This is a genomic window from Campylobacter concisus (genome assembly GCF_003048615.2).
Classification (GTDB): Bacteria; Campylobacterota; Campylobacteria; order Campylobacterales; family Campylobacteraceae; genus Campylobacter_A; species Campylobacter_A concisus_C.
The window spans coordinates 1,955,785-1,975,113 of record NZ_CP049263.1 but is presented as its reverse complement, the minus strand read 5'-3'; the positions used below and the strand labels follow the sequence as shown (position 1 = coordinate 1,975,113).

Here is a 19,329-nt window from a genome sequence, read left to right as displayed (position 1 = left end):
ATATAGAGACTGGAAATAAGGTCGAAGAGCTGATAAAAGGCATCGTAAATATCGATGAAATTTCAAAACAAAACTCAAAAAGCATGGATGAAATCTCACTTGCAGCTGCTCATCTTTCAAAGATGACTGATAATCTAAACACTAGCCTTTCAAAATTTAGAACCTGATAAATTTAGCCAAATCTTTGGCTAAATTTAACTTTATCTTTTAAATTTATCACTTAAGTAGCGAGCCGATTTTTTACTTTAAGCTTACGATCATGATGTAAATTTATGAAATAATTTTTATTTTGTGTTATTTAAGTTGGCATTTTGGCTTAAGAGATGAGATGACGTATGCAAGAGTATGATATTTTAGATGTTTTATCAAACAAAAAGGTCCTTTGCTTAGAGGATGAAGAGGCGATTTTGCGAAATATCTGCGCCTCGCTGGAGCTCTTTTTCGCAGAGGTTAAAGGCGTTACAGACGGCTTTGATGCGCTTGAGCTTGCTATGAGCGGGGCGTATGACGTGCTAGTGCTTGATATCAGCGTGCCAAATATTGATGGTCTTGAGATCGCTAAAAAAGTAAGAGCTATCAATCAAAAAATCCCTATCGTGATATTATCTAGCCACGTCGAGCAAGAGTATCTGTGGCGAGCAGTTGAGCTAAAGATCACAAGATATCTTGCAAAACCATACGATAAAAAATCTTTTGTTAAAGCGCTTGAAGATGTGGCGTTTGAGCTAGTTGGACGCACACCAACTATCAGGCTAAATGACGAGCTTGAGTATGATTTTGGCAAAAAAGCGCTTTATGTAAATGGCGAAATTTCTCATCTAAGCAAGAGCGAGAGCAAGCTTTTGGAGTACTTTTTAAACAACAAAAACCAAACTATCACTTATGAACAAATTTTTGACTACATCTGGGACTACGAGCAGCCGACAAAAGAGGCGATAAAGACGATCGTAAAAGAGCTTAGAAGAAAGCTAGGCAAAGATGTGATCAAAAATTTATACGGCGTGGGCTATCTTTGTGAGATATAAATTTCAGCTAATAGTCGGTGCTTTTATCTTTGTCTATCTGCTAGTTTCAGCACTTGTTTTAAATTTTTACAACGATCTTGCGATGAAAGACGCTAAAAAAGAGGCGTATTATGTTTTAGAGGGCATAAATTCAGTAAGAGAGTACATCGCTGGAGTTCAGCGCCCACTAATCGAGCAGTTAAAAGAGCAGGGCATCTTAAAAGAGGACTTTTTTGACGAGAGACTTCTGTCATCTTCATATATAAGCCGTGAAATTTACAACATCCAAAAGAAAAAATATAACCTTGAATTTGACTACAAGCTAGTTGCCATCGCTCCGCTAAATAAGGCTCACCAGCCAAATGAATTTGAAGCTGGCGTCTTGCATGGCTTTAAAGAGAATAAATTTAAAGAATTTGTAAAGATAATAAAAGATGAAAATGGCTCACAGCTCTTTGTGGGTCTGCCTATAAAAAACCAAAGTCCAAGCTGTCTAGCCTGTCACAGCAGCGCAAATGCCCCACAACAAATGCTAGAAAAATATGGCATGGAGGGCATAGAGATCCCAGACGTGAACGAAACTGTCGCGATGATCTCGTTTAAGATACCAATTCGCGCCATTTTTACCTACCACTTGCAAGAGGTCATCGTCATAATGAGCGCCATAACGCTTATCTTTGGGCTATTTTTACTACTTGTTTATAAGATGCATAGGCGAGGCGAAGAGAGCAAAAAGCAGACTGAGCAGCTAATGATACATCAAAGCCGTCTAGCCTCTATGGGCGAGATGATAGGCAATATCTCGCATCAGTGGAAGCAGCCGCTAGCTCAGATAAGCTCAGCTTTAATAAATTTAGAGCTTTATCAGGAGCGAAAGAAGCTTGATGAGGCGAAAATTTATGAATTTATAGAAGAGACAAGCAAGCAGATAAATTTCATGTCAGAAACCGTTGATGACTTTAAAAATTTCTTTAGTCCAAATACCTTGAGAAAAGAGTTTAAGGTGCTTGAAGTGATAAATCAAACGATAAAAATTTTAAACGCAACGCTTAAAAAGTATCAGATCGAAGTGCAGCTTGACGTGAGAGAAAATTTTGAGGTATTTGCAAATTTTAATGAGATAATCCAAATTTTAATAAACATCATAAACAACGCCAAAGACGCATTTAAACAAAGCTACACAAAGCCAAGAGTGATAAAGATAAGCGCCTTTTTAAAAGATGGCAGAAAGAATTTATGCGTGCAAAATAACGCAGGAGCGATAAAAAATTCATTTTTAAAGGTCATCTTTGAGCCACACTTTAGCACAAAAGAGAGCGGTAGCGGGCTTGGGCTATATATGAGCCGCCTTATCGCTCGCAAAAACAACGCCCTAATCTTTGCTAAAAATGTGGATGAAAACCACGTTGCATTTACAATTAGTTTCGAAAATTTATAATTTGTTAATTTTCCCCCTTTTCTGCCCTTTTTTGGTGTTAAGATTATCAGTATGAAATCATTTTGATTTTAGGATAAAAATTCAAAGGAGGAGACGTGAGAAACTTACACAAAGCCTTAGCAGGCTTACTCATGGGTGTTAGTATCTTTGCTTCACAAGCCTGTTGCGAAGAGCATAATATGCAGATGTCCGATAAAGCACGTGATGTTATCGCAAATCCTAAAGGCACACTGCAAAGTAGAGGTGTTGTCTCCTTGCAAGACTACGTCGTAGAAGAGCAAGAGATGTATAACTGGCTATTTAAAAACCACCCTATTTTTACAAAGTATGGTGGCAAAACCGTCGGCAAAATGGTCGTTCATGACCGTGGCTTAGAGTGGCTTGCCGAGGGACATGGCTTTGATATGTCAAAGCTTAGTAAAAGAGATGGTGGTAAGGGCTATAGCTCTATGATGTATAGAATTCCAGCCACCTCATCACTTCAATTTCCTAATAAATTTGTAGGACCAGAAAAGTGCGGTGAGTGTCACCCAGCTCAGTATGAGGTCTGGAGCAGATCTCGCCACGCAACTACTATGCGCTTCCCTGGCGAGCACCCAGAGGTTAATAACAACCTAACTGAGCCAGTATTTGACAAAGATACCGCTTCTATACTACCAAAAGGTATCACTCCAGATGTCATCTACGCAACCGTTGGTCACTTAAGAACTAAGATGGGATACGTCGATGCATGGCTACTTCGTGGTACTTACTACGTTGAGGGCGGTTTGCTAAGAGATGGCACAGGTCAGATCGTAGCTGGCGGTAACCAATGGCAAAGAACATGGGCGTTAAATTTAGACGACGCAACTGTTAAAAAGATAAAAGAGCTCGTCCCAGAATTTCCTGGCACGCTCGAAGAGTATGGCGATAATGGCGGATATGTTAGAGGTCTTGCCTCATACGCCGCAAAACATAAAAAGTCGATGTTTTTCCAAGCAAACTCATCATATTGTGAGGTTTGCCACCCAGTTAAATTTGACTTTAAGTCAAAAGCAGAATTTTACGCAGCACTTGGTAATGCCAAAGAGCTTCAAAAACACACTATCTCAAAAGGCGTAAGCTGTGAGGAGTGCCACGGAGCTGGCGGTCACCTTGATGGAGCTACAAATTTTAGAACATCAAACTGCGAACGCTGTCACCAAAGATTTAACTTTAGCCCAGATCTAATGCGAGCTAACCCATTAAACAACGGCAAGCTTGATCTCTCACTTAGCTCTAAATTTAAATCAATGGGACCAGGATGTGGCTCAGAAGGCTCACAATCATACTTTACCGCTCACTACGATAAAGGCATGAGATGCGTCACTTGCCACGATCCACACGACAACACAGGTAACGTTGTAGGCGATAAGAGCGTAACTGGCATGAACTACAACCCAGATCAAGGCTATCTAAGTGCATTCTACACTAAACCAAAGATCAAAAAAGATTGTAAAGATTGTCACGAGACTCAAGCATATATCGCATCAAAAGCAGATACACACAAAAACAACACTTGTGCATCTTGCCACATGCCATTTATGATGAGCTGCGAGAATTTCTACGCTGTTCAGTTCCAAGACAACGCTGGCTTTGATACTCAAAGACGCTCTCACATCTGGAAGATCATGGTCGATCCAAAAGAGAAATCTCTTGTCCCAGGCGCTGCTTCTAAAGATGCAAGAGACGGAAAAGATTGGCACTTTGAGAGAGATAAAAATGGCCACAACTATGTTGATTTGATGTGGGCATGCGCTAGAACATCTTGGGCTGATAAAGATATGAAAGATAATAAAGGCTGCCATAGCCCAGTGCTATCTGAGCTAAAACCAACACTTCACTTCAAAAACCAAAAACAAGTTTATGATGAGGTTATGGGATGGCAAACTCCAGTTAAAAATGAATTCTCAGAGGTCAAAATAGGCATCGAGGGAATTTACTCACTACTAGAGACTAAAAAGCTAGATCCAAGTGATAAAGCAAGAGTTTATGAGCTTGTCCAAAACGCTCAAGAGATCATCGATATGGTTGAAAAAGATGGTTCGTGGGGTATGCACGGATTTAAATTTACTAAACAAAGACTAGATGCATCTAAAGAGTATATAAAAGAAGCTCAGAGAATTCTAAACAAAAATTTATAGCATTTAGGGGCTAGTTTTAGCCCCTTTAATCTTAAGGGTTTGAAATGAAAAATGCGTTTTTAAAATGTTCGCTACTTCTTAGCCTAAGCGTGGCTAGCCTCTTAGCAAATGTCGATACAAACGACTCTTATGCCATAGGCGCAACAAGCGGTGGATATGTTTTAAAAGGACTGCTAGATCAAAAGCAACTAGGTGTTGGCTATGACGCTGATGCAGTGATAAAAGGCTTTAGCGATGCGCTAAAGAGCGAGCTAAAACTAAGTGATGATGAGATAGCAAAGCTACTAAACAAAAGAGCTGAAAGCTTAGAGAAGATAGTAAAAGAAAAAGAGGCTGCCAAGCTAAAAGAGAATTTAGCCCAAGGCAAAGCCTATATGGAAAAAAATGCAAAAAACAAAAATGTAAAAACAACAAAATCAAATTTACAATATGAGATCATAAAAAGTAGCTCAAAAGGGGCTACTCCAAAGCCTGAGAGCATCATCATAGTAAATTATAAAGCAAGCTTTGCTGGTGGCAAGGTCTTTGACGAGACAAAAGAGGCTCCAGCTCATCTTTCGATGCTAAATTTGATCCCTGGGCTTGAAGAGGGTCTCATGCTTATGAAAGAGGGCGAGAAGTTTAAATTTGTCATCCCGCCTGAGCTTGCATACGGCGATAGCGGCATGGAGGGGATACCTGGAGGCGAGACTATCGTTTTTGAGATAGAGCTTATTAAGGTCTTAAAGCCTGGCGAACTAGCTGAGGCAGCAAGAAAAATTCATGAAAAAGAGCAAAATGAGGGCATTAAAAAGCCTCATTAAGGCATAAATGGAGTTAAAAATGCAAAATCAAAATAGCAGAAGAGCCTTCTTTAAACGCATGGCAGTTGTGGCTGCTGGTGCTAGCGTGGCAAGTAGTGGTTTTGCTTTTAAGAGTGAAGAGAGTGCGAAAAAACCACATTTTGGCATGATATTTGACCAAAACAAATGCGTCGGCTGCACGGATTGCGAAGTGGCATGTAGAAAGGTAAATTTAGTCCCAAAAGGACAGATGAGACTTTTTGTAGAGGATAAAACAGATCCAAAAAATTTGCTTGATAAAAGATATGTAAGAATATCTTGTCAGCAGTGTGAGGATGCGCCTTGCGTGGCTGTTTGCCCAACAAAAGCCTGTCACAAGGACATAAAAACTGGCATCCAAACCACAAACATAGATGACTGCATCGCCTGTAAATACTGCATCGTAGCCTGTCCTTACGACGTGAGATATATCGACAAAGTCAATCACTCAGCCCAAAGCTGTAACTTCTGCATAGATACAAATTTAAAGGATAAAAAAGATCCAGCCTGCGTTGAGGCGTGCAGATATGAGGCTTTGGTCTTTGGCGATTTAAACGATGAGAGCTCGCATATTAGCCAGTTACTAGCTGTCAAAGATAGCATAAGGCTAAGAGCAGAACTTGGCACAAAACCAAGCCTTAGATATATTCCTAAAGTAAAAGCGGGGGTGTAAGATGGATGGTGCATTAAATTTCACTGCGACATTTTCGCACGGGGTAGAGTGGGGCTGGCCGATCGCTGTTTATCTTTTGCTAGCTGGTATGAGTGGCGGAGCGCTAATAGCTGCCATAGTTCTAAAGCGTTACAAAAGACAAGATGGCTTTAGTCCATTTTTCAAGGCTGCTTCGCTTCTAGCCTTTGTTAGCATCATGCTTGGTATGGTTTGTTTGATAGCTGACCTTGAAAAGCCACTTTTGTTTTGGAAAATTTTGATTAATTACAACTTCACATCGGTTATGTCTATCGGTGTAGCCGCACTTTGCGTGTTTATACCGCTTAGCTTTTTGATGTGTCTATACGCTTTTAATGCGGAGTTAAAGTCACTTTGTGGTTTTTTTGATGGCGTGATGAAAATTTTATCGCCACTTTATCCGCTCTTAAGCGCGCTTTGCCTGCTTTTTGCGGTTATCATTTGTGCATATACAGGCTTTTTGATCTCGGTGCTCATTAGATTTCCACTTTTAAACACCGCCGTTTTACCAGCGCTTTTCATAGCTTCAGGGCTTAGTGCTGGCATAAGTGGTAGCAGCTTGATAGCGGCACTATTTTTCAAAGAAGATCCACACTCAAGCGACCTTAGCTCGCTTCATGGCGTGGAGTTTTACGTCTTATGCGCTGAAATTTTACTCATTTTAATGCTTTTTGTGTCGCTTTTGCTTGGCTCAAGCTATCAGCAAGGTGCAGCAGTTGCATTTTATAGTGGCGTTTGGGCTAAATTCTTTTGGCTTGGGGTTGTTTTAGTTGGCTTTGTCTTGCCTCTTGTTTTAAATTTTGCACTTGGCAAGATTAAATTTAGCTTCTACCTTGGCTCATTTGCAGCAGTCGTTGGCGTTTTATTGCTTAGGGTTTTTATACTTTATGCAGGACAGACTTATAGCATTTAAGGCTTAAGGGCAGGTGATGAAAATTTTAAACATTTATCGCTTGTCTTTAATATTATTATTTATCCTTGCTTTTGGTGCAGGGGTGGCGACCTTTTTGGAAAATTTTTATGACACACAGACGGCTAGAGTGCTTGTTTATGAAGCGCTCTGGTACGAGTGCGTCATGGCAGCTTGTGCTATTTGCCTAGCCATTAGCATCGTAAAAACCAAGATGTATAAGAAATTTGGCGCATTTTTGATACATCTTGCTTTTATTCTGATCTTCATCGGTGCTGCGCTTACAAGATACTGTGGCGAAGAGGGCGTTATGCACTTAAGACTTGGCGAGAGTGGCAACTCTATGCAAAGCACAAAGCCCTATTTGAGAGTGCAAATTTCAAATGAAAGCTTTGAATATCCACTAAGACTTAGCCTGCTTGGCAAAAACGACTTTCATTTTAAAAAAGATATAAACGGCAAAGAATTTATTATAAAGATAGTTGGCTATAAAAAGGATGAGAAAAACGCTCCAGCCACGCTTAGCATAGAGGCTGGCTTTACTGGGCAAAAGAGTAAAACCGCCAAGCTAAAAGGTGGCGCTGGATATGATCTTGAGCCAAGCATTTTAAGCTTTGACGGACAAGAGGCGAAATTTTACTTTAGCTCAAGGGCGATAAATTTACCATTTTCACTAAGGCTTGATAAATTTATCCTAGAGCGCTACGCAGGGCTAAATAGCCCATCATCTTACACTAGCAAAGTAAGCATCGCAGGCAGCGAGCATGAAATTTCGCTAAATCACCCACTAAGCATCATGGGCTATAAAATTTTTCAGTCATCATACGACGCTGACGAGCTTGGAAGCGCCTTTGAGATCAGCTTTGATCCTGGCAAAGTGCCAACTTACATCGGATATTTTCTGCTTTGCCTTGGCTTTGTGGGAAATTTATTTAGCAAAAAGAGCCGATTTTTTAGACTTTGTAACTTCATAAAAGGTACGCAGTTTGCGTTTTTAGCCCTACTTTTGCTAAACGCTACGCCAAATTTCGCAAGCGACGAAGCTATAAATTTTAAAGCTCACGCAGATAAATTTGCCAAAATTTTAGTTCAAACTGATAGCAGGATCGCACCAGCTGACTCTTACACAAGAGCAGTTCTTAGTAAAATTTCAACCAAAACCACGCTCTTTGGGCTTAGTAGCGATGAGCTGATGCTCTCTTTTGCCATCTCGCCACAAGAGTGGATGGATAAAAAGATGGTAAGGATCACGAGTGAGCGCGTGGGCGAGCTTCTTGGCGTTAGTGAGAAATTTGCTAGCTTTAATGACGTCTTTAACGAAAATGGCGAGTATAAGCTGGCTAAATTTGTAGAGGCTGCAAATGAAAAATCCGCCTCAAAAAGAGATAAATTTGATAACGACGTCATTAAATTTGACGAGAGGCTAAATGTCTTATACCTTGCTCTAAAGGGCGAAATTTTAAAATTTATCCCTGCTAGAAATGGTGAAGCGATCACGTGGCTAGGCGTAAATGAAGCCTTTAGCAAAGATGAAATTTCAAACGAATTTAAAAGCGTTTTAGGAGCTTATATAGAAAATTTAAGCCTTTGCGTAAAAAGTGGCGAGTGCGCTGGGGCTGATAGGAGTTTGGAGCAAATTTCAAGCTATCAAAGAAGCACTCTAGGCTCTCTTGCGCCAAGCGAGGCAAAGGTGGAGCTTGAAGTGCTTTACAATCAAATGGAGATATTTAAATTTCTTATCTATTTTTACATGATCCTAGCTCTTGCTTCGCTCGCCCTTGGCTTTTATAGGCTATTTTTTGGAAGGAAATTTAGATTTGAAAGAGCGCTTAGCCTTGCATTTTTCACTGCCTTTGCGGTGCATGCTCTAAATTTAGCCCTACGCGCTTATATCTCAGGTCACGCACCTTGGAGCGATGCTTATGAGAGTTTAGTCTATATCTCGCTTATAAGCGTGCTAGTTGGAGTGCTATTTTTCAAGCATCAAAGCTTCGCACTAGGCGCTGCTTCGCTCTTTGCAAGTGTTAGCTTGCTGGTTGCTCATCTAAATTTTATAAACCCACAGATAACAAATTTAGTCCCAGTTTTAAAGTCGTTTTGGCTTAGCGTGCATGTAAGCGTCATCACAGCAAGCTACGGCTTTTTGGGCTTTGGTTTTGTGCTAGGGCTTGTGGGACTTATCTTAATGGCTCTAAAAAATGACAAAAATAAGCAAAAGCTTAGCGAGCAGATAAGATACCTAGCCGCCACCGACGAGCTAAGCCTCATTATAGGACTTAGCTTGCTAACTATCGGAAATTTCTTAGGTGGCGTCTGGGCGAATGAGAGCTGGGGCAGATACTGGGGCTGGGACAGCAAAGAGAGCTGGTCATACATCACGATCATCGTCTATGCCATAGTGCTTCATCTAAGATTTATACCAAAACTAAGGGGCGTTTTTGCCTTTTTAACAGCTAGCGTGCTATCATTTGCTTCGGTGCTTTTTACATATTTTGGAGTAAATTTCTATCTTAGCGGACTTCACTCATACGCAAATGGTGAGAGCTTTGGCATCTCAGGGCTAATATACTTGATCTTAGCGGCTCTTGCCTTGCTAATCGCCCTAGCCTACCGCGGCAGAGATATAAAAGTAGTTTAGGAGATATGATGAAAAGTTTGATTTTACTGGCTGCTAGTTTGTGCGTTTTAAATGCTGGCTACATCAAAGAGGCTTTGAGCGCAAAAGATGATCACAATAAGCTAGCGCAAATTTATGAAGATGCTTGCGACAAAGAGAAAAAGGCATCAGGCTGTTACAACCTAGCTGTGCTTTACAGCAGGGGTGATGGCAACGTCAAAAAGTATGAGGCAAAGGCGGCAATGCTTTATGAAAAGGCTTGCGACCAAAATTTCTCTATGGCTTGCAGCAACCTTGGCTACGTCTATGAAAATGGCAAAGGCGTAGAAAAAGACCTAGCAAAAGCAGTTAAATTTTATGAAAAAGCATGCAGTGACAACGAGGGCTGCACGGAGCTTGGCTTGCTCTATGCAAATGGCACTGGTGTGGCAAAAGATCTAAAAAAGGCAAAAGAGCTTTACGCAAAGGCTTGCAAGGCAGGGGACGGCATGGGATGTAGCAATCTTGGCTACTTGTATGCACAAGGCGAGGGCGCCGAGAAAGATTACGCAAAAGCTAAATCATACTACGAAATGGCCTGCGCAAATGAAGCTGGCATAGGGTGCGATAATCTTGGATTTTTATATGTTTATGGGCAAGGGGTTGATCAAAATCTTACAAAAGCGACAAAACTTTACGAGCAAGCGTGCATATACGCCTATGAAAAGGGCTGCAACAACTACGCTATCATGCTAGCTGAGGGCAAAGGCGTGAAAGAGGACGTAGAAAAAGCACGTGAAATTTTCACTAAAAGCTGCAAAAATGGCTTGAAAGAGGCGTGCGAGAATTTAGAAATTTTAGGAAAGAATTGATGAGTTTTAAAAACTGGGGCAATAAAGAGGCAAGCCTAGAGGCACTTTATCTGCTAGATAGCGCTTTTTTAGAGCCAGATGAAGAGTATCTACGGCTCATTTCTAAAAAAGAGGATGAAAATAGCCTAAGATACGTGGTAGATAACGGGCAGGGCGATTTGCTAGATGTGATATTTACGCGTGAAGCGGTGCTTGTTAGAGGGTTTGACCATGAAAGTGAGCTAAATGCGCTAAGCACAGCAGACAAAAGCGTGATAGAGCAAATTTATAGTGGCGAGGCTGCTAAATTTCGCTCTTATTTCTTGCCAGATGAGATAGAGCAGACGACCTTTTTTATCTGGTATGACGGGACGGAGCATCAAAATTTAGTCGGTGGCAATAACGGCGGACGCTGGCTGCTGGGATACGCCTTTGATGATCTTGCTAAATTTAGCGAGTTTGTAAAGGGCTATTACGAGATAGAATTTGATGATGAGATGTTAAAAAAGCTCTATGAAAAGGGCGAGTTAGAAAAAGAGAAACTAAAGGAGATAAGATGAAATTTATAGCTTTATTGCTTAGTGCGGTTTTTGCCTTGTGGGCTGAGAATTTGACGAGTGAGGCAAACATAAACGCCTATAAAGGGGCAAAAGAGCGCATCGAGCTACCAAAGGATGCAAGATGTGCGGTGTGTGGCATGCCTATAAAAAACAAGCAGTGGGCGACGCTTATAAAGGCTGGTGGCAAGGATTATTACTTTGATGGCGTAAAAGATATGGCACACTTTTACTTTGCTGATGAGGTGGCGAAAGAGGCTTATGTGAGCGATTATTACACACTTGAAAAGCTCGATGCAAAAGAGGCGTTTTACGTGCATGGCTCAAACGTTTTTGGACCGATGGGCGAGGAGTTTATCCCGTTTAAAGATGAAGCAAAGGCAAATAGCTTTATGAAAGATCACGCTGGCAAAGGTGTCATAAAATTTGACGAGATAAAGACATTTATCGTTAAATAAAGTGAAATTTCTAGCATTTTTGGCGTTATTTTTTGGACTCTCTTACACGCTTTTAGCGGCGCACTACCTTAGCTTTGACCACAAAGCAAAGCAAGATGAGCTAAGAGAAATTTCAAAGATAACAAGGGCAAATTTAGCTTCTAGCTTTAGCCTAAAAGAGCAAAAGGGCTTTGTCTATGATAAGTAGAAATTTCATAAACTACGCTGTGGTCCTGCTCTTTAAAGACAAAAAGGATCATCTCTTTAGCTTTTGTCTATTTGCGCTCATTATCTTCGTGCTAAGCTCGGTGCTTTTCATCTCTGGCTCGATCCAGCATGATCTTATAAGCTTAGTAAAAGATAGATCAAGCATCGTTGTTAGCGCCTTTCGTGCTGGTAAAAACGACCTCATGCACCCTGGCTATATCTATGATATCTCAAAGATCGATGGCGTGGCTGACGTTAGAGGCGTGGCGGATGGAGAGTACTACTTCGCTCAAAAGCGCGTCTGGTTTCATCTATATGAGGATGATAGCTTGAAAGAAGATGAGATGATCGTTGGCGGGGGCGTAAAAGCCGCTATGAACGAGCTTTACTACGACGAGAGCTTTAACTTCTTAACAGAAGAGCGCATGATACCAGTAAAGATAGTAAAAACCATGCCAAAACAAAGCGCTCTTATTACAAATAACGCCATATTTTTGCATCCAAAAACGCTAAGAGCTATCTTAAATTTAAAAGATGAAGAATACACAAAGCTATATGTCGATGTGCCAAATAGCGAAGAGATCAGCCAAGTGGCTTTAAAGATTGAGAATTTATATCCAAACTCATTTGCCATTAGCATAGAAGATGAGGTAGCAAACATTAGACATCTTTACTACTATAAGGGTGGAATTTTTATGAGCATTTATGTTAGCGTTATGCTTATATTTTTCGTGCTGCTTAAAAACCAAATTTCACTTGCTTACGGCAGCAAAAAGCGTGAGATAGCCATTTTGCGAAGTATTGGCTTTAGTATAAAAGAGATCATATTTTTAAAATTTATACAAAATTTCATCGTTAGCGTTAGCGCATTTTTGCTTGGCGTTATGTTAGCTTATATCTTTGTATTTGTTTTAAACGCTCCTTTTTTAAAGGGGATATTTTTAGGCGACGAGCTTTTAAATTTTACAAATTTCACGCCTATTTTGGAGTTTGATAAGCTCTTTTTGATCTTTGTCTTTGGTGTCATACCATTTTTAGCATTTGTCCTTATCCCGTCGTGGCGTGTGGCGTGTGGCGACATAAATGAGGGGCTAAAATGATAAATATAAGAGGCGTTAGCCTAGTCTATAACCAAGGCAAACAAAACGAGTTTTGCGCTCTAAAAAATATAAATTTAGATGTTAATAACGGCGAGTTAGTCATACTAAAAGGCGTTAGCGGAAGTGGCAAAAGCACCCTACTCTCGCTCATAGCCCTACTTCAAAAGCCAACTAGCGGTGAGATTTTGATAGATGGCACCAACATCGCAAAGCTGCCTGACGCATTTTGCTCTGAGTTTAGACACAAAAGGCTTGGGCTTGTTTTTCAAAATTTTAACCTCATCGAGGGCTTAAGCGTCTATGAAAATTTGTTAGCTCCGTTTGCTCTAACAAATTTCAAGGCAAACGTGCGTGAAGAGATGATAAAAAAGGCTCTAAGTCTTGCAAACATCTCTCACAAAAGAGATGAAAATGTATCAAATTTAAGCGGTGGCGAGCGCCAAAGATGTGCGGTGGCTAGGGCTTTGTCAATGGATGCGGATATCATTTTGGCTGATGAGCCAACGGCAAATTTAGATAGGCAAAATGCGCGTGCATTTTTAGGATTGCTAGAGTCATTTAAGGCGCTTAAAAAAAGCGTCATCGTCGCCACTCACGATAGTATTTTTGACGAGCTGGGCGCAACTGATAGGACTCTTAGCCTACAAAACGGAGAGATAGTATGAGTGTATTTTTATCAAACGCCGTTATCGCCTTTTTGTTAGCGGAGTTTGTGCTGTTAGTTTTGATGAGTATTTCGCTATTTTACGTCGTTAGGATCATGAAGTCGTGGGACTATAACGCACTAACATCGCTTCAATACTCACTTGAAAAGCAAAACTACCTTGTAAATACGATCTTGCTCTTTAGCGTCTGCACAAAGATCGTTTTGTTTGTATTTTTCGCACTTTGTCTAAACGAGCTCTCTGACATCGTACCAGGGGCTATGTGCTCGGCTGGCGTGATCGGCTCAAATAAATTTGGTGGCATCTTGATGCTCACTAAAATTTTGCTCATCTTTGGGCTTGGTATCTGGCTAGTTATAAACAAACTTGACTTGCAGGCTCTAAATTTCCCATATCTAAAGAAAAAATATGCCATTTTCATCTGCCTTTTTGTGATGATACTGCTCGAGCTTGGCATAGAAATTTCGTTTTTTTATAACATCCCGCTAAAAGTGCCAGTCTTTTGCTGCTCTGTCACTTTTCAAGCTCCAAAGCTGCCATTTGGCTATACAAATTTTGGCTTAGTAAGCGCCTTTTTCGTGCTATTTTTTGTCATTTTGGCGCTAAATTTCTTAAAGCAAAGCATGGCAAGCTTTGTGGCAAATTTGCTATTTTTGGTGCTTAGCTACTACGCTATCACCTACTTTTTTGGTCTTTACGTTTACGAGCAGCCAAATCACAAGTGCCCATACTGCATGCTAAGAAGCGACTATTTTTACGTTGGCTACCTCATCTGGAGCAGTTTATTTTTGGGTGTTTTTTACGGACTTATGCCATATCTTGTGGAGATCATTACAAAGACAAGCTACTCGCACAAGCTTAAATTTTCATCGATCTGGCTAAGTGTTTGCGTGCTGATCTGCTCGCTTTACGTGCTCAAATACTATTTGTTAAGAGGATTTTTATTTTGATAAAGCAAATTTTTTCTCTTTGTCTGTTGGCTCTAGTCTTAGCCGTGCTCGCCTATAATGCCGACATAAGCGACGATAAAATTTTAATTTCACATAGTGACAAATCAGAGCCGATCGAGGTACTCACGCCAAATAAATATATATGTTATGAGAGCAGAACGCTCATCGCTGATAACAACGACACAGCACAGGCTATCATGCCAAATGGCGACATCTACTTTTTTAACGACGTCACAAATTCTTTCATCTGGTATATGGCGCAAAAGAGCAAAGATAAGATCAAGTTATATGTCTATTCAAGAGATACAAACCGCTACATCCCAGCGCAAAATGCCTGGTACTCGAGGGTCGATATCACGCCGATGGGATACGGCATAGGGGCGTATGAGTTTCACACTTACGGCATAAACGACAACTACTTTAAAGAGGTCTTGCTATACGCAGCACGCGGCGAAACGCTGCTAAATCCATACATAAACATCCTACTTTCAGAAAATAAGATATAAATTTACGAAGTTAGTCGATTTGTTTTAGATGATTGATCGTTTTAATCATAGTTTTAAGTATGATCTCAATCTTTTCATCATTATCATCCGCGGCAATCATTTTATTAAGATAGTCGCACCCATCTTGGAAACCTAGAGCGCAAGCTTTAAAAACGTATTTTTTTGCCGAGCGATAGTCTTGATTTATGCCTTTGCCTAGCGCATATAAAACCCCTAAGTTATGGCAGGCTTGAGCAACATCGCCGTCGCAAGCCTTTTTGTATAGATTGATAGCCTTGATATAGTCTTGTCCTATGCCTTGATCTTTTATGTATAAAGCCCTTAAATTTAGGCAGCTACCAGCAAATCCACCATCGCATGACCTTTTATATAGCTCGGCTGCTTTGTTATAGTCCTGCGCTACACCTTGAGCATCCTCGTATAAAATTCCTAAATTGTGACAAGCGCGAGCAACATTATCATCGCAAGCTTTTTGCCATTGCTTGGCAGCTTTATCAAACTCGCTTTTGTTGTAAGCCTCAAGCCCAAGCTCAAAAAGATCTTCGCAAAAGCCAGTGGTTAGTAATATCACAGATAAAAGAACAGCCTTTTTCATTTTTTCTCCATTTTACAAATCCGTAGTTATTGTGGTTTGGCTTGCCTCTTTGTTATAGAAACAAGCGGTATTATGTAGCATCCGCACAAGATTTTCATTCTAAAATCCGCTAAGTAAGCACTCCGAACTTCAAAGAAGTATCAAATATTATCAAGATATAGTTTTAAAGCTAAAATCCGAGCTTGAAACGATAGATAAGGCTATCGCGATATTCGACCCTAGTTATAAAACTACGTTCATTCAGCCCAAAAGAGTTATAAGCGCACTGTATTTTGCCAGAGGAGAGCTTACTAAAAAGATTATCGAGTTTTTAAAAACTAAACAGGGCAGCATAGACGAAGTAGCAGACTTTGTTTTTGGTGAGGACGAGCTATCTAAATACAAGCATAAACAATCGGTATACTCCTTAATGAATAGATTGGCAAGACGAGGAGTATTATCATCCTTTACCGACAATGGAGTAAAATTTTTATAAGATAGCTTCTTAAGCTCCAAGCCTCTCGGCTACTCTATGATTGCCTTGCCAGTAACCGCAAAACTCGTTAGATATTGAGTTGTCGGCTAAGCATCTCGATAAAATATCGTCCATTATTGCTTTATTATCTAGCCTTCTAGTATCCTCACGGTAAGCTATTTCATTAGCGTAGTTTGATAAGTAAAGCGTTCCTAGTTTGTGGCATTGACCGTATTGTAACCTTCTAAATCTAGCGTTAAAGCTTATTATTCTCCCCATTTAGTCCCGAATACTCTATTTGGTGATTTACCTTTTTTAAGTCGTAATGAGCTAGTAAATCGTCGTAAGCCGAGTTTTCATCGGTATGAATTTCGCTGTTTGGCGCAATATGAGATTTAGCGATAGTGTTTATATCTACGTTATTTTCACTTTTTAGTACAAAGGTCTTAGTTTTACTAGCTCCGCTTCCAAGCAAATTTCTCTCTCGAAGCGATATAATAACTCTCCTATTCGGCTTAAAAGCCTTACGCCTATCTATCCTATCGTTTATGTTGTTAGCGGGTTTTATATAGTTTCCGACGTATACTCCGTCCATTTCGACTACTCCGCTCAATTTATCATCAGACTTTTGCTCTATAAGACTTTCTCTGATTTTATGAGACAAGACCCAAGCCGTTTTATATTGAACGTCTAGGTCTCTACTAAGCTGTAAGGCTGAAATTCCTTTGGTAGTATTAGAAAATATAACGATAGCAAGAAGTATAACTTTAAAGTCTAACTTATGAGAGTGAAATATCGTTCCGCTTGTAACGCTAAAAGTATGAAAGCAATCCTTGCAGCGATATTGTAGTCTACTTTCTATAAAATAATGAGACGAAGTGCTTCCGCAAGTCGGACAAACGGGATTGCCCTTGTTGCTACTCCAAAGAATCGAATTAAAATACTCGTAACACTTATTCTCGCTCATCGAAGCTATCTTTCTAACCGAGATTGTTCTAGCTTTAGACGAGAGAAGGAAGTGTTGAGACATTTTTAAGCCTTTATGTATTTATAACTTTATTATACATAAAAATGTATTAGATTTACCTTAAATATAGATATATTTACATCCTAAATTATTATAAATATATCTTAATAAGATATATTTATAGCTAATATTCAAGACTATTTTAAGAATAAACTCGCTATAATTGAACTATGGAACTAAACGATTTAATAAATAGAATTCATAAGCTCATTGAAGCAAAAGAGATAAAGACTATATCGCAAGCTGAAATGGCAAAGCGTATCGGCGTTCAGCATAGAACATACGTAGAGTATTCTCGGGGCAAAAATCAACCATTGGCGATGAAGGCTTTACTAAATTTACTTAATGAGTTGGATGATGACGAAATTATTAAGGTGGTGAGAGGCTGGATAAAATGATAAAATTTGTAGACTTATTTGCTGGTATGGGTGGTACTAGGCTCGGGTTAGAACGTTCGGCTAGAAACTTAAATATTGATGTAAAATGCGTATTCACTTCAGAAATAAAACCTTATGCTCTTAAAACGTATAATAGATTTTTTAAGGAAAACAACGGTATCGTAGATATTGTCAATATCGATAGTAAAGATATACCCGACTTTGACATATTGCTAGGCGGTTTTCCCTGCCAAGCATTTTCCGACGCAGGCAAACGCAGAGGTTTTGAAGATACTAGAGGAACACTATTTTTTGAAATTGCTAGAATATTAAAGGACAAAAAACCCAAGGCTTTTATTTTAGAAAACGTAGAGGGGTTAATAACTCACGACAAAGGCAAAACCCTATCTGTTATTTTAAGCACGTTGGAACAATTAAAATACAACGTATCCTATAAAGTGCTTGATTCAAAATATTTTTCAACGGCGCAATCAAGAAAGAGAATTTATATCGTAGGAACAATCAATAATAAAATAAGCCTAGATTTTAAAAAAGAAAAGCCTATATATTTTAAAGATATACAAGAAAATAATTTACCCGTTATCAATAATGATTTAACAAATAAAATATTAAAACACTACAAACCTGAAGAACTTTACGGGAAAGCACTAAAAGATAAAAGAGGCGGGGAAAAAAATATCCACTCTTGGGATATAGCGCTGAAAGGAGAAGTTTCTATAGAACAAAAAATATTATTAGACAAAATGGTTACAGAAAGAAGGAAAAAAATATGGTCGGAAATTATAGGTATCGATTGGATGGATGGGATGCCCTTAACAGCCGAGCAAATAGCCACCTTTTATACACATAAAAATTTAACGCGCGAACTCAACGATTTATGCAAAAAAGGATATTTAAAATTAGAGCATCCCAAGAAAAAGGAGGGGCTTTCTAGGATACCGGATATTAGCAAACCCAAAGGGTATAATATCGTTGCCGGTAAATTATCGTACGGTTTTTCGATGTTTCTTGACCCTAATAATATAACCCCCACATTGGTAGCAACCGATTTAGATAAAATCGGGGTTGTCGACAATGGGGGTATAAGAAAACTAAGTTTAGTCGAGGGATTAAGATTATTTGGATACCCCGACAATTATCCATTGCAAGAAGTCAAAGAAAAAGAAGCCTATGATTTATTAGGAAACACTATTTGCGTAAACATTATAAAAAAGATAGCCGATAATATATTGCCGACTATTTAAAACCGAAATCAGTACCATATTTTTTTGTCAGATTAATTCTAACGGTTCTTTTCCATACATCAGGGTCTTGATGCCATATTTGTCGATAGTTAGATAAAGTCGAGTAAATCGCTTTTAAGAATTCGGCAACATCTTTAAAATCCGCTTGACTACTATTTTTAAAGACAGAATTTGGTCTTATATTGTATATCATTTTTCTTTTTACTTGGGTTTTTAATGGTGGATACATTCCTTTTGCAGTAGTTCCAGCTATTTCCCAAATTTTCTTTAGCCAAATATCTTTAATTTCAATATCGAAATTATTGTCAAAATCATAGCCAAAAATTAAATAATCGGCAAAAAGTTTATAAGGCTCTAACGCAATAGTTTCGCAATATGAAGAGAAATTAGCAATATCAAATGCTGGGTTTCTACTATAATTAAAAGACTTGATTTCCAATAAATGTTCATCATTACGAGTTGATAGAAAAAAGTCCGGAAATTCTTGTGAATTTAATGGTTCTCGATAATATATATTTTTGGTTATAAAATAGTTTTTTACCCAATCTTGTAAAACGCTACCTATGATGTCGGTATGAGTTATTTTTACGGTTGTACCAACTATTGAAAAAAATATAGAGCCTTTGCTTCCTTTCCAATTTATGTGTGTTAATTCTTTAAATAAAGAATCAGCAGTAAGGTATTTTTGGGGTATCATTTAATTCACTTTTTGTTTT

At 39.2% G+C, this 19,329-nt stretch carries 21 protein-coding genes; 17 read left to right on the top strand and 4 right to left on the bottom strand.

What is annotated here, in order from left to right; all coding sequences use genetic code 11:
* Positions 1-335: 335 nt before the first annotated feature.
* From CVS89_RS09810 to CVS89_RS09740, 15 genes are all read left to right on the top strand, one after another.
* Positions 336-1,025 carry a response regulator transcription factor gene (locus CVS89_RS09810; protein ID WP_002940643.1) on the top strand — a complete coding sequence of 230 codons (690 nt, stop codon included), beginning with the start codon at positions 336-338 and terminating at the stop codon, positions 1,023-1,025.
* Positions 1,015-2,442, top strand: coding sequence for a c-type heme family protein (locus tag CVS89_RS09805; protein ID WP_107848017.1), 1,428 nt, complete (start codon positions 1,015-1,017; stop codon positions 2,440-2,442). The genes CVS89_RS09810 and CVS89_RS09805 overlap by 11 nt, the downstream gene beginning before the upstream one ends.
* A 95-nt stretch (positions 2,443-2,537) precedes the next feature.
* A complete protein-coding gene (locus CVS89_RS09800; protein ID WP_107848016.1) occupies positions 2,538-4,604 on the top strand; it encodes a cytochrome C in 2,067 nt (688 codons plus the stop codon).
* Between the two features lie 44 nt (positions 4,605-4,648).
* The gene (locus tag CVS89_RS09795) at positions 4,649-5,407 is read left to right on the top strand and encodes an FKBP-type peptidyl-prolyl cis-trans isomerase (RefSeq protein WP_107848015.1); all 759 of its coding nucleotides are present in this window, start codon (positions 4,649-4,651) and stop codon (positions 5,405-5,407) included.
* Positions 5,408-5,426: 19 nt separating this feature from the next.
* Positions 5,427-6,098 carry a 4Fe-4S dicluster domain-containing protein gene (locus tag CVS89_RS09790; RefSeq protein WP_196376813.1) on the top strand — a complete coding sequence of 224 codons (672 nt, stop codon included), beginning with the start codon at positions 5,427-5,429 and terminating at the stop codon, positions 6,096-6,098.
* A 1-nt stretch (position 6,099) separates the two neighbouring features.
* Positions 6,100-7,029: an NrfD/PsrC family molybdoenzyme membrane anchor subunit gene (gene nrfD / locus CVS89_RS09785; protein ID WP_107848013.1), complete on the top strand. Its 930-nt coding sequence runs from the start codon at positions 6,100-6,102 to the stop codon at positions 7,027-7,029.
* 16 nt (positions 7,030-7,045) lie between these two features.
* Positions 7,046-9,664, top strand: a complete 2,619-nt coding sequence (ccsA, locus tag CVS89_RS09780; RefSeq protein ID WP_107848012.1) for a cytochrome c biogenesis protein — start codon at positions 7,046-7,048, stop codon at positions 9,662-9,664.
* An 8-nt stretch (positions 9,665-9,672) separates the two neighbouring features.
* Positions 9,673-10,494, top strand: a complete 822-nt coding sequence (locus CVS89_RS09775; protein WP_107848011.1) for an SEL1-like repeat protein — start codon at positions 9,673-9,675, stop codon at positions 10,492-10,494.
* Positions 10,494-11,033, top strand: a complete 540-nt coding sequence (locus CVS89_RS09770; RefSeq protein ID WP_107848010.1) for a hypothetical protein — start codon at positions 10,494-10,496, stop codon at positions 11,031-11,033. The genes CVS89_RS09775 and CVS89_RS09770 overlap by 1 nt, the downstream gene beginning before the upstream one ends.
* The gene (locus tag CVS89_RS09765; RefSeq protein ID WP_107848009.1) at positions 11,030-11,488 is read left to right on the top strand and encodes a nitrous oxide reductase accessory protein NosL; all 459 of its coding nucleotides are present in this window, start codon (positions 11,030-11,032) and stop codon (positions 11,486-11,488) included. The genes CVS89_RS09770 and CVS89_RS09765 overlap by 4 nt, the downstream gene beginning before the upstream one ends.
* A 1-nt stretch (position 11,489) precedes the next feature.
* A complete protein-coding gene (locus tag CVS89_RS09760) occupies positions 11,490-11,675 on the top strand; it encodes a hypothetical protein (RefSeq protein WP_021084005.1) in 186 nt (61 codons plus the stop codon).
* Positions 11,665-12,774: an ABC transporter permease gene (locus CVS89_RS09755; RefSeq protein ID WP_107848008.1), complete on the top strand. Its 1,110-nt coding sequence runs from the start codon at positions 11,665-11,667 to the stop codon at positions 12,772-12,774. The genes CVS89_RS09760 and CVS89_RS09755 overlap by 11 nt, the downstream gene beginning before the upstream one ends.
* On the top strand, positions 12,771-13,439 hold the full coding sequence (locus CVS89_RS09750; protein WP_107848007.1) for an ABC transporter ATP-binding protein: 669 nt from the start codon (positions 12,771-12,773) through the stop codon (positions 13,437-13,439). Before CVS89_RS09755 ends, CVS89_RS09750 begins: the two co-directional genes overlap by 4 nt.
* Positions 13,436-14,389, top strand: coding sequence for a hypothetical protein (locus CVS89_RS09745; protein WP_107848006.1), 954 nt, complete (start codon positions 13,436-13,438; stop codon positions 14,387-14,389). Before CVS89_RS09750 ends, CVS89_RS09745 begins: the two co-directional genes overlap by 4 nt.
* Positions 14,386-14,895, top strand: coding sequence for a hypothetical protein (locus CVS89_RS09740; protein WP_107848005.1), 510 nt, complete (start codon positions 14,386-14,388; stop codon positions 14,893-14,895). Before CVS89_RS09745 ends, CVS89_RS09740 begins: the two co-directional genes overlap by 4 nt.
* A 10-nt stretch (positions 14,896-14,905) precedes the next feature.
* Here CVS89_RS09740 and CVS89_RS09735 read toward each other — a convergent pair whose 3' ends face one another.
* The 3 genes from CVS89_RS09735 to CVS89_RS09730 form a co-directional block, all read right to left on the bottom strand.
* On the bottom strand, positions 14,906-15,490 hold the full coding sequence (locus CVS89_RS09735; protein ID WP_107848004.1) for a tetratricopeptide repeat protein: 585 nt from the start codon (positions 15,488-15,490) through the stop codon (positions 14,906-14,908).
* 484 nt (positions 15,491-15,974) lie between these two features.
* On the bottom strand, positions 15,975-16,223 hold the full coding sequence (locus CVS89_RS10335; RefSeq protein ID WP_198425264.1) for a transposase: 249 nt from the start codon (positions 16,221-16,223) through the stop codon (positions 15,975-15,977).
* Positions 16,201-16,974 (bottom strand): IS1595 family transposase, encoded by a 774-nt coding sequence (locus tag CVS89_RS09730; RefSeq protein WP_198425263.1) that lies wholly within the window; start codon positions 16,972-16,974, stop codon positions 16,201-16,203. Before CVS89_RS09730 ends, CVS89_RS10335 begins: the two co-directional genes overlap by 23 nt.
* A 167-nt stretch (positions 16,975-17,141) precedes the next feature.
* On the opposite strand from CVS89_RS09730, the gene CVS89_RS10090 reads away from it, so the two are divergent.
* Together CVS89_RS10090 and dcm are read left to right on the top strand one after the other, a co-directional pair.
* Positions 17,142-17,369, top strand: a complete 228-nt coding sequence (locus CVS89_RS10090) for a transcriptional regulator (RefSeq protein ID WP_107848003.1) — start codon at positions 17,142-17,144, stop codon at positions 17,367-17,369.
* The gene (gene dcm / locus CVS89_RS09725) at positions 17,366-18,613 is read left to right on the top strand and encodes a DNA (cytosine-5-)-methyltransferase (RefSeq protein ID WP_107848002.1); all 1,248 of its coding nucleotides are present in this window, start codon (positions 17,366-17,368) and stop codon (positions 18,611-18,613) included. Before CVS89_RS10090 ends, dcm begins: the two co-directional genes overlap by 4 nt.
* Here the strand turns inward: dcm and CVS89_RS09720 are convergent.
* Positions 18,606-19,310, bottom strand: coding sequence for an NgoBV family restriction endonuclease (locus CVS89_RS09720; RefSeq protein WP_107848001.1), 705 nt, complete (start codon positions 19,308-19,310; stop codon positions 18,606-18,608). The two genes, dcm and CVS89_RS09720, sit on opposite strands and share 8 nt — an antisense overlap.
* Between the last annotated feature and the right edge of the window lie 19 nt (positions 19,311-19,329).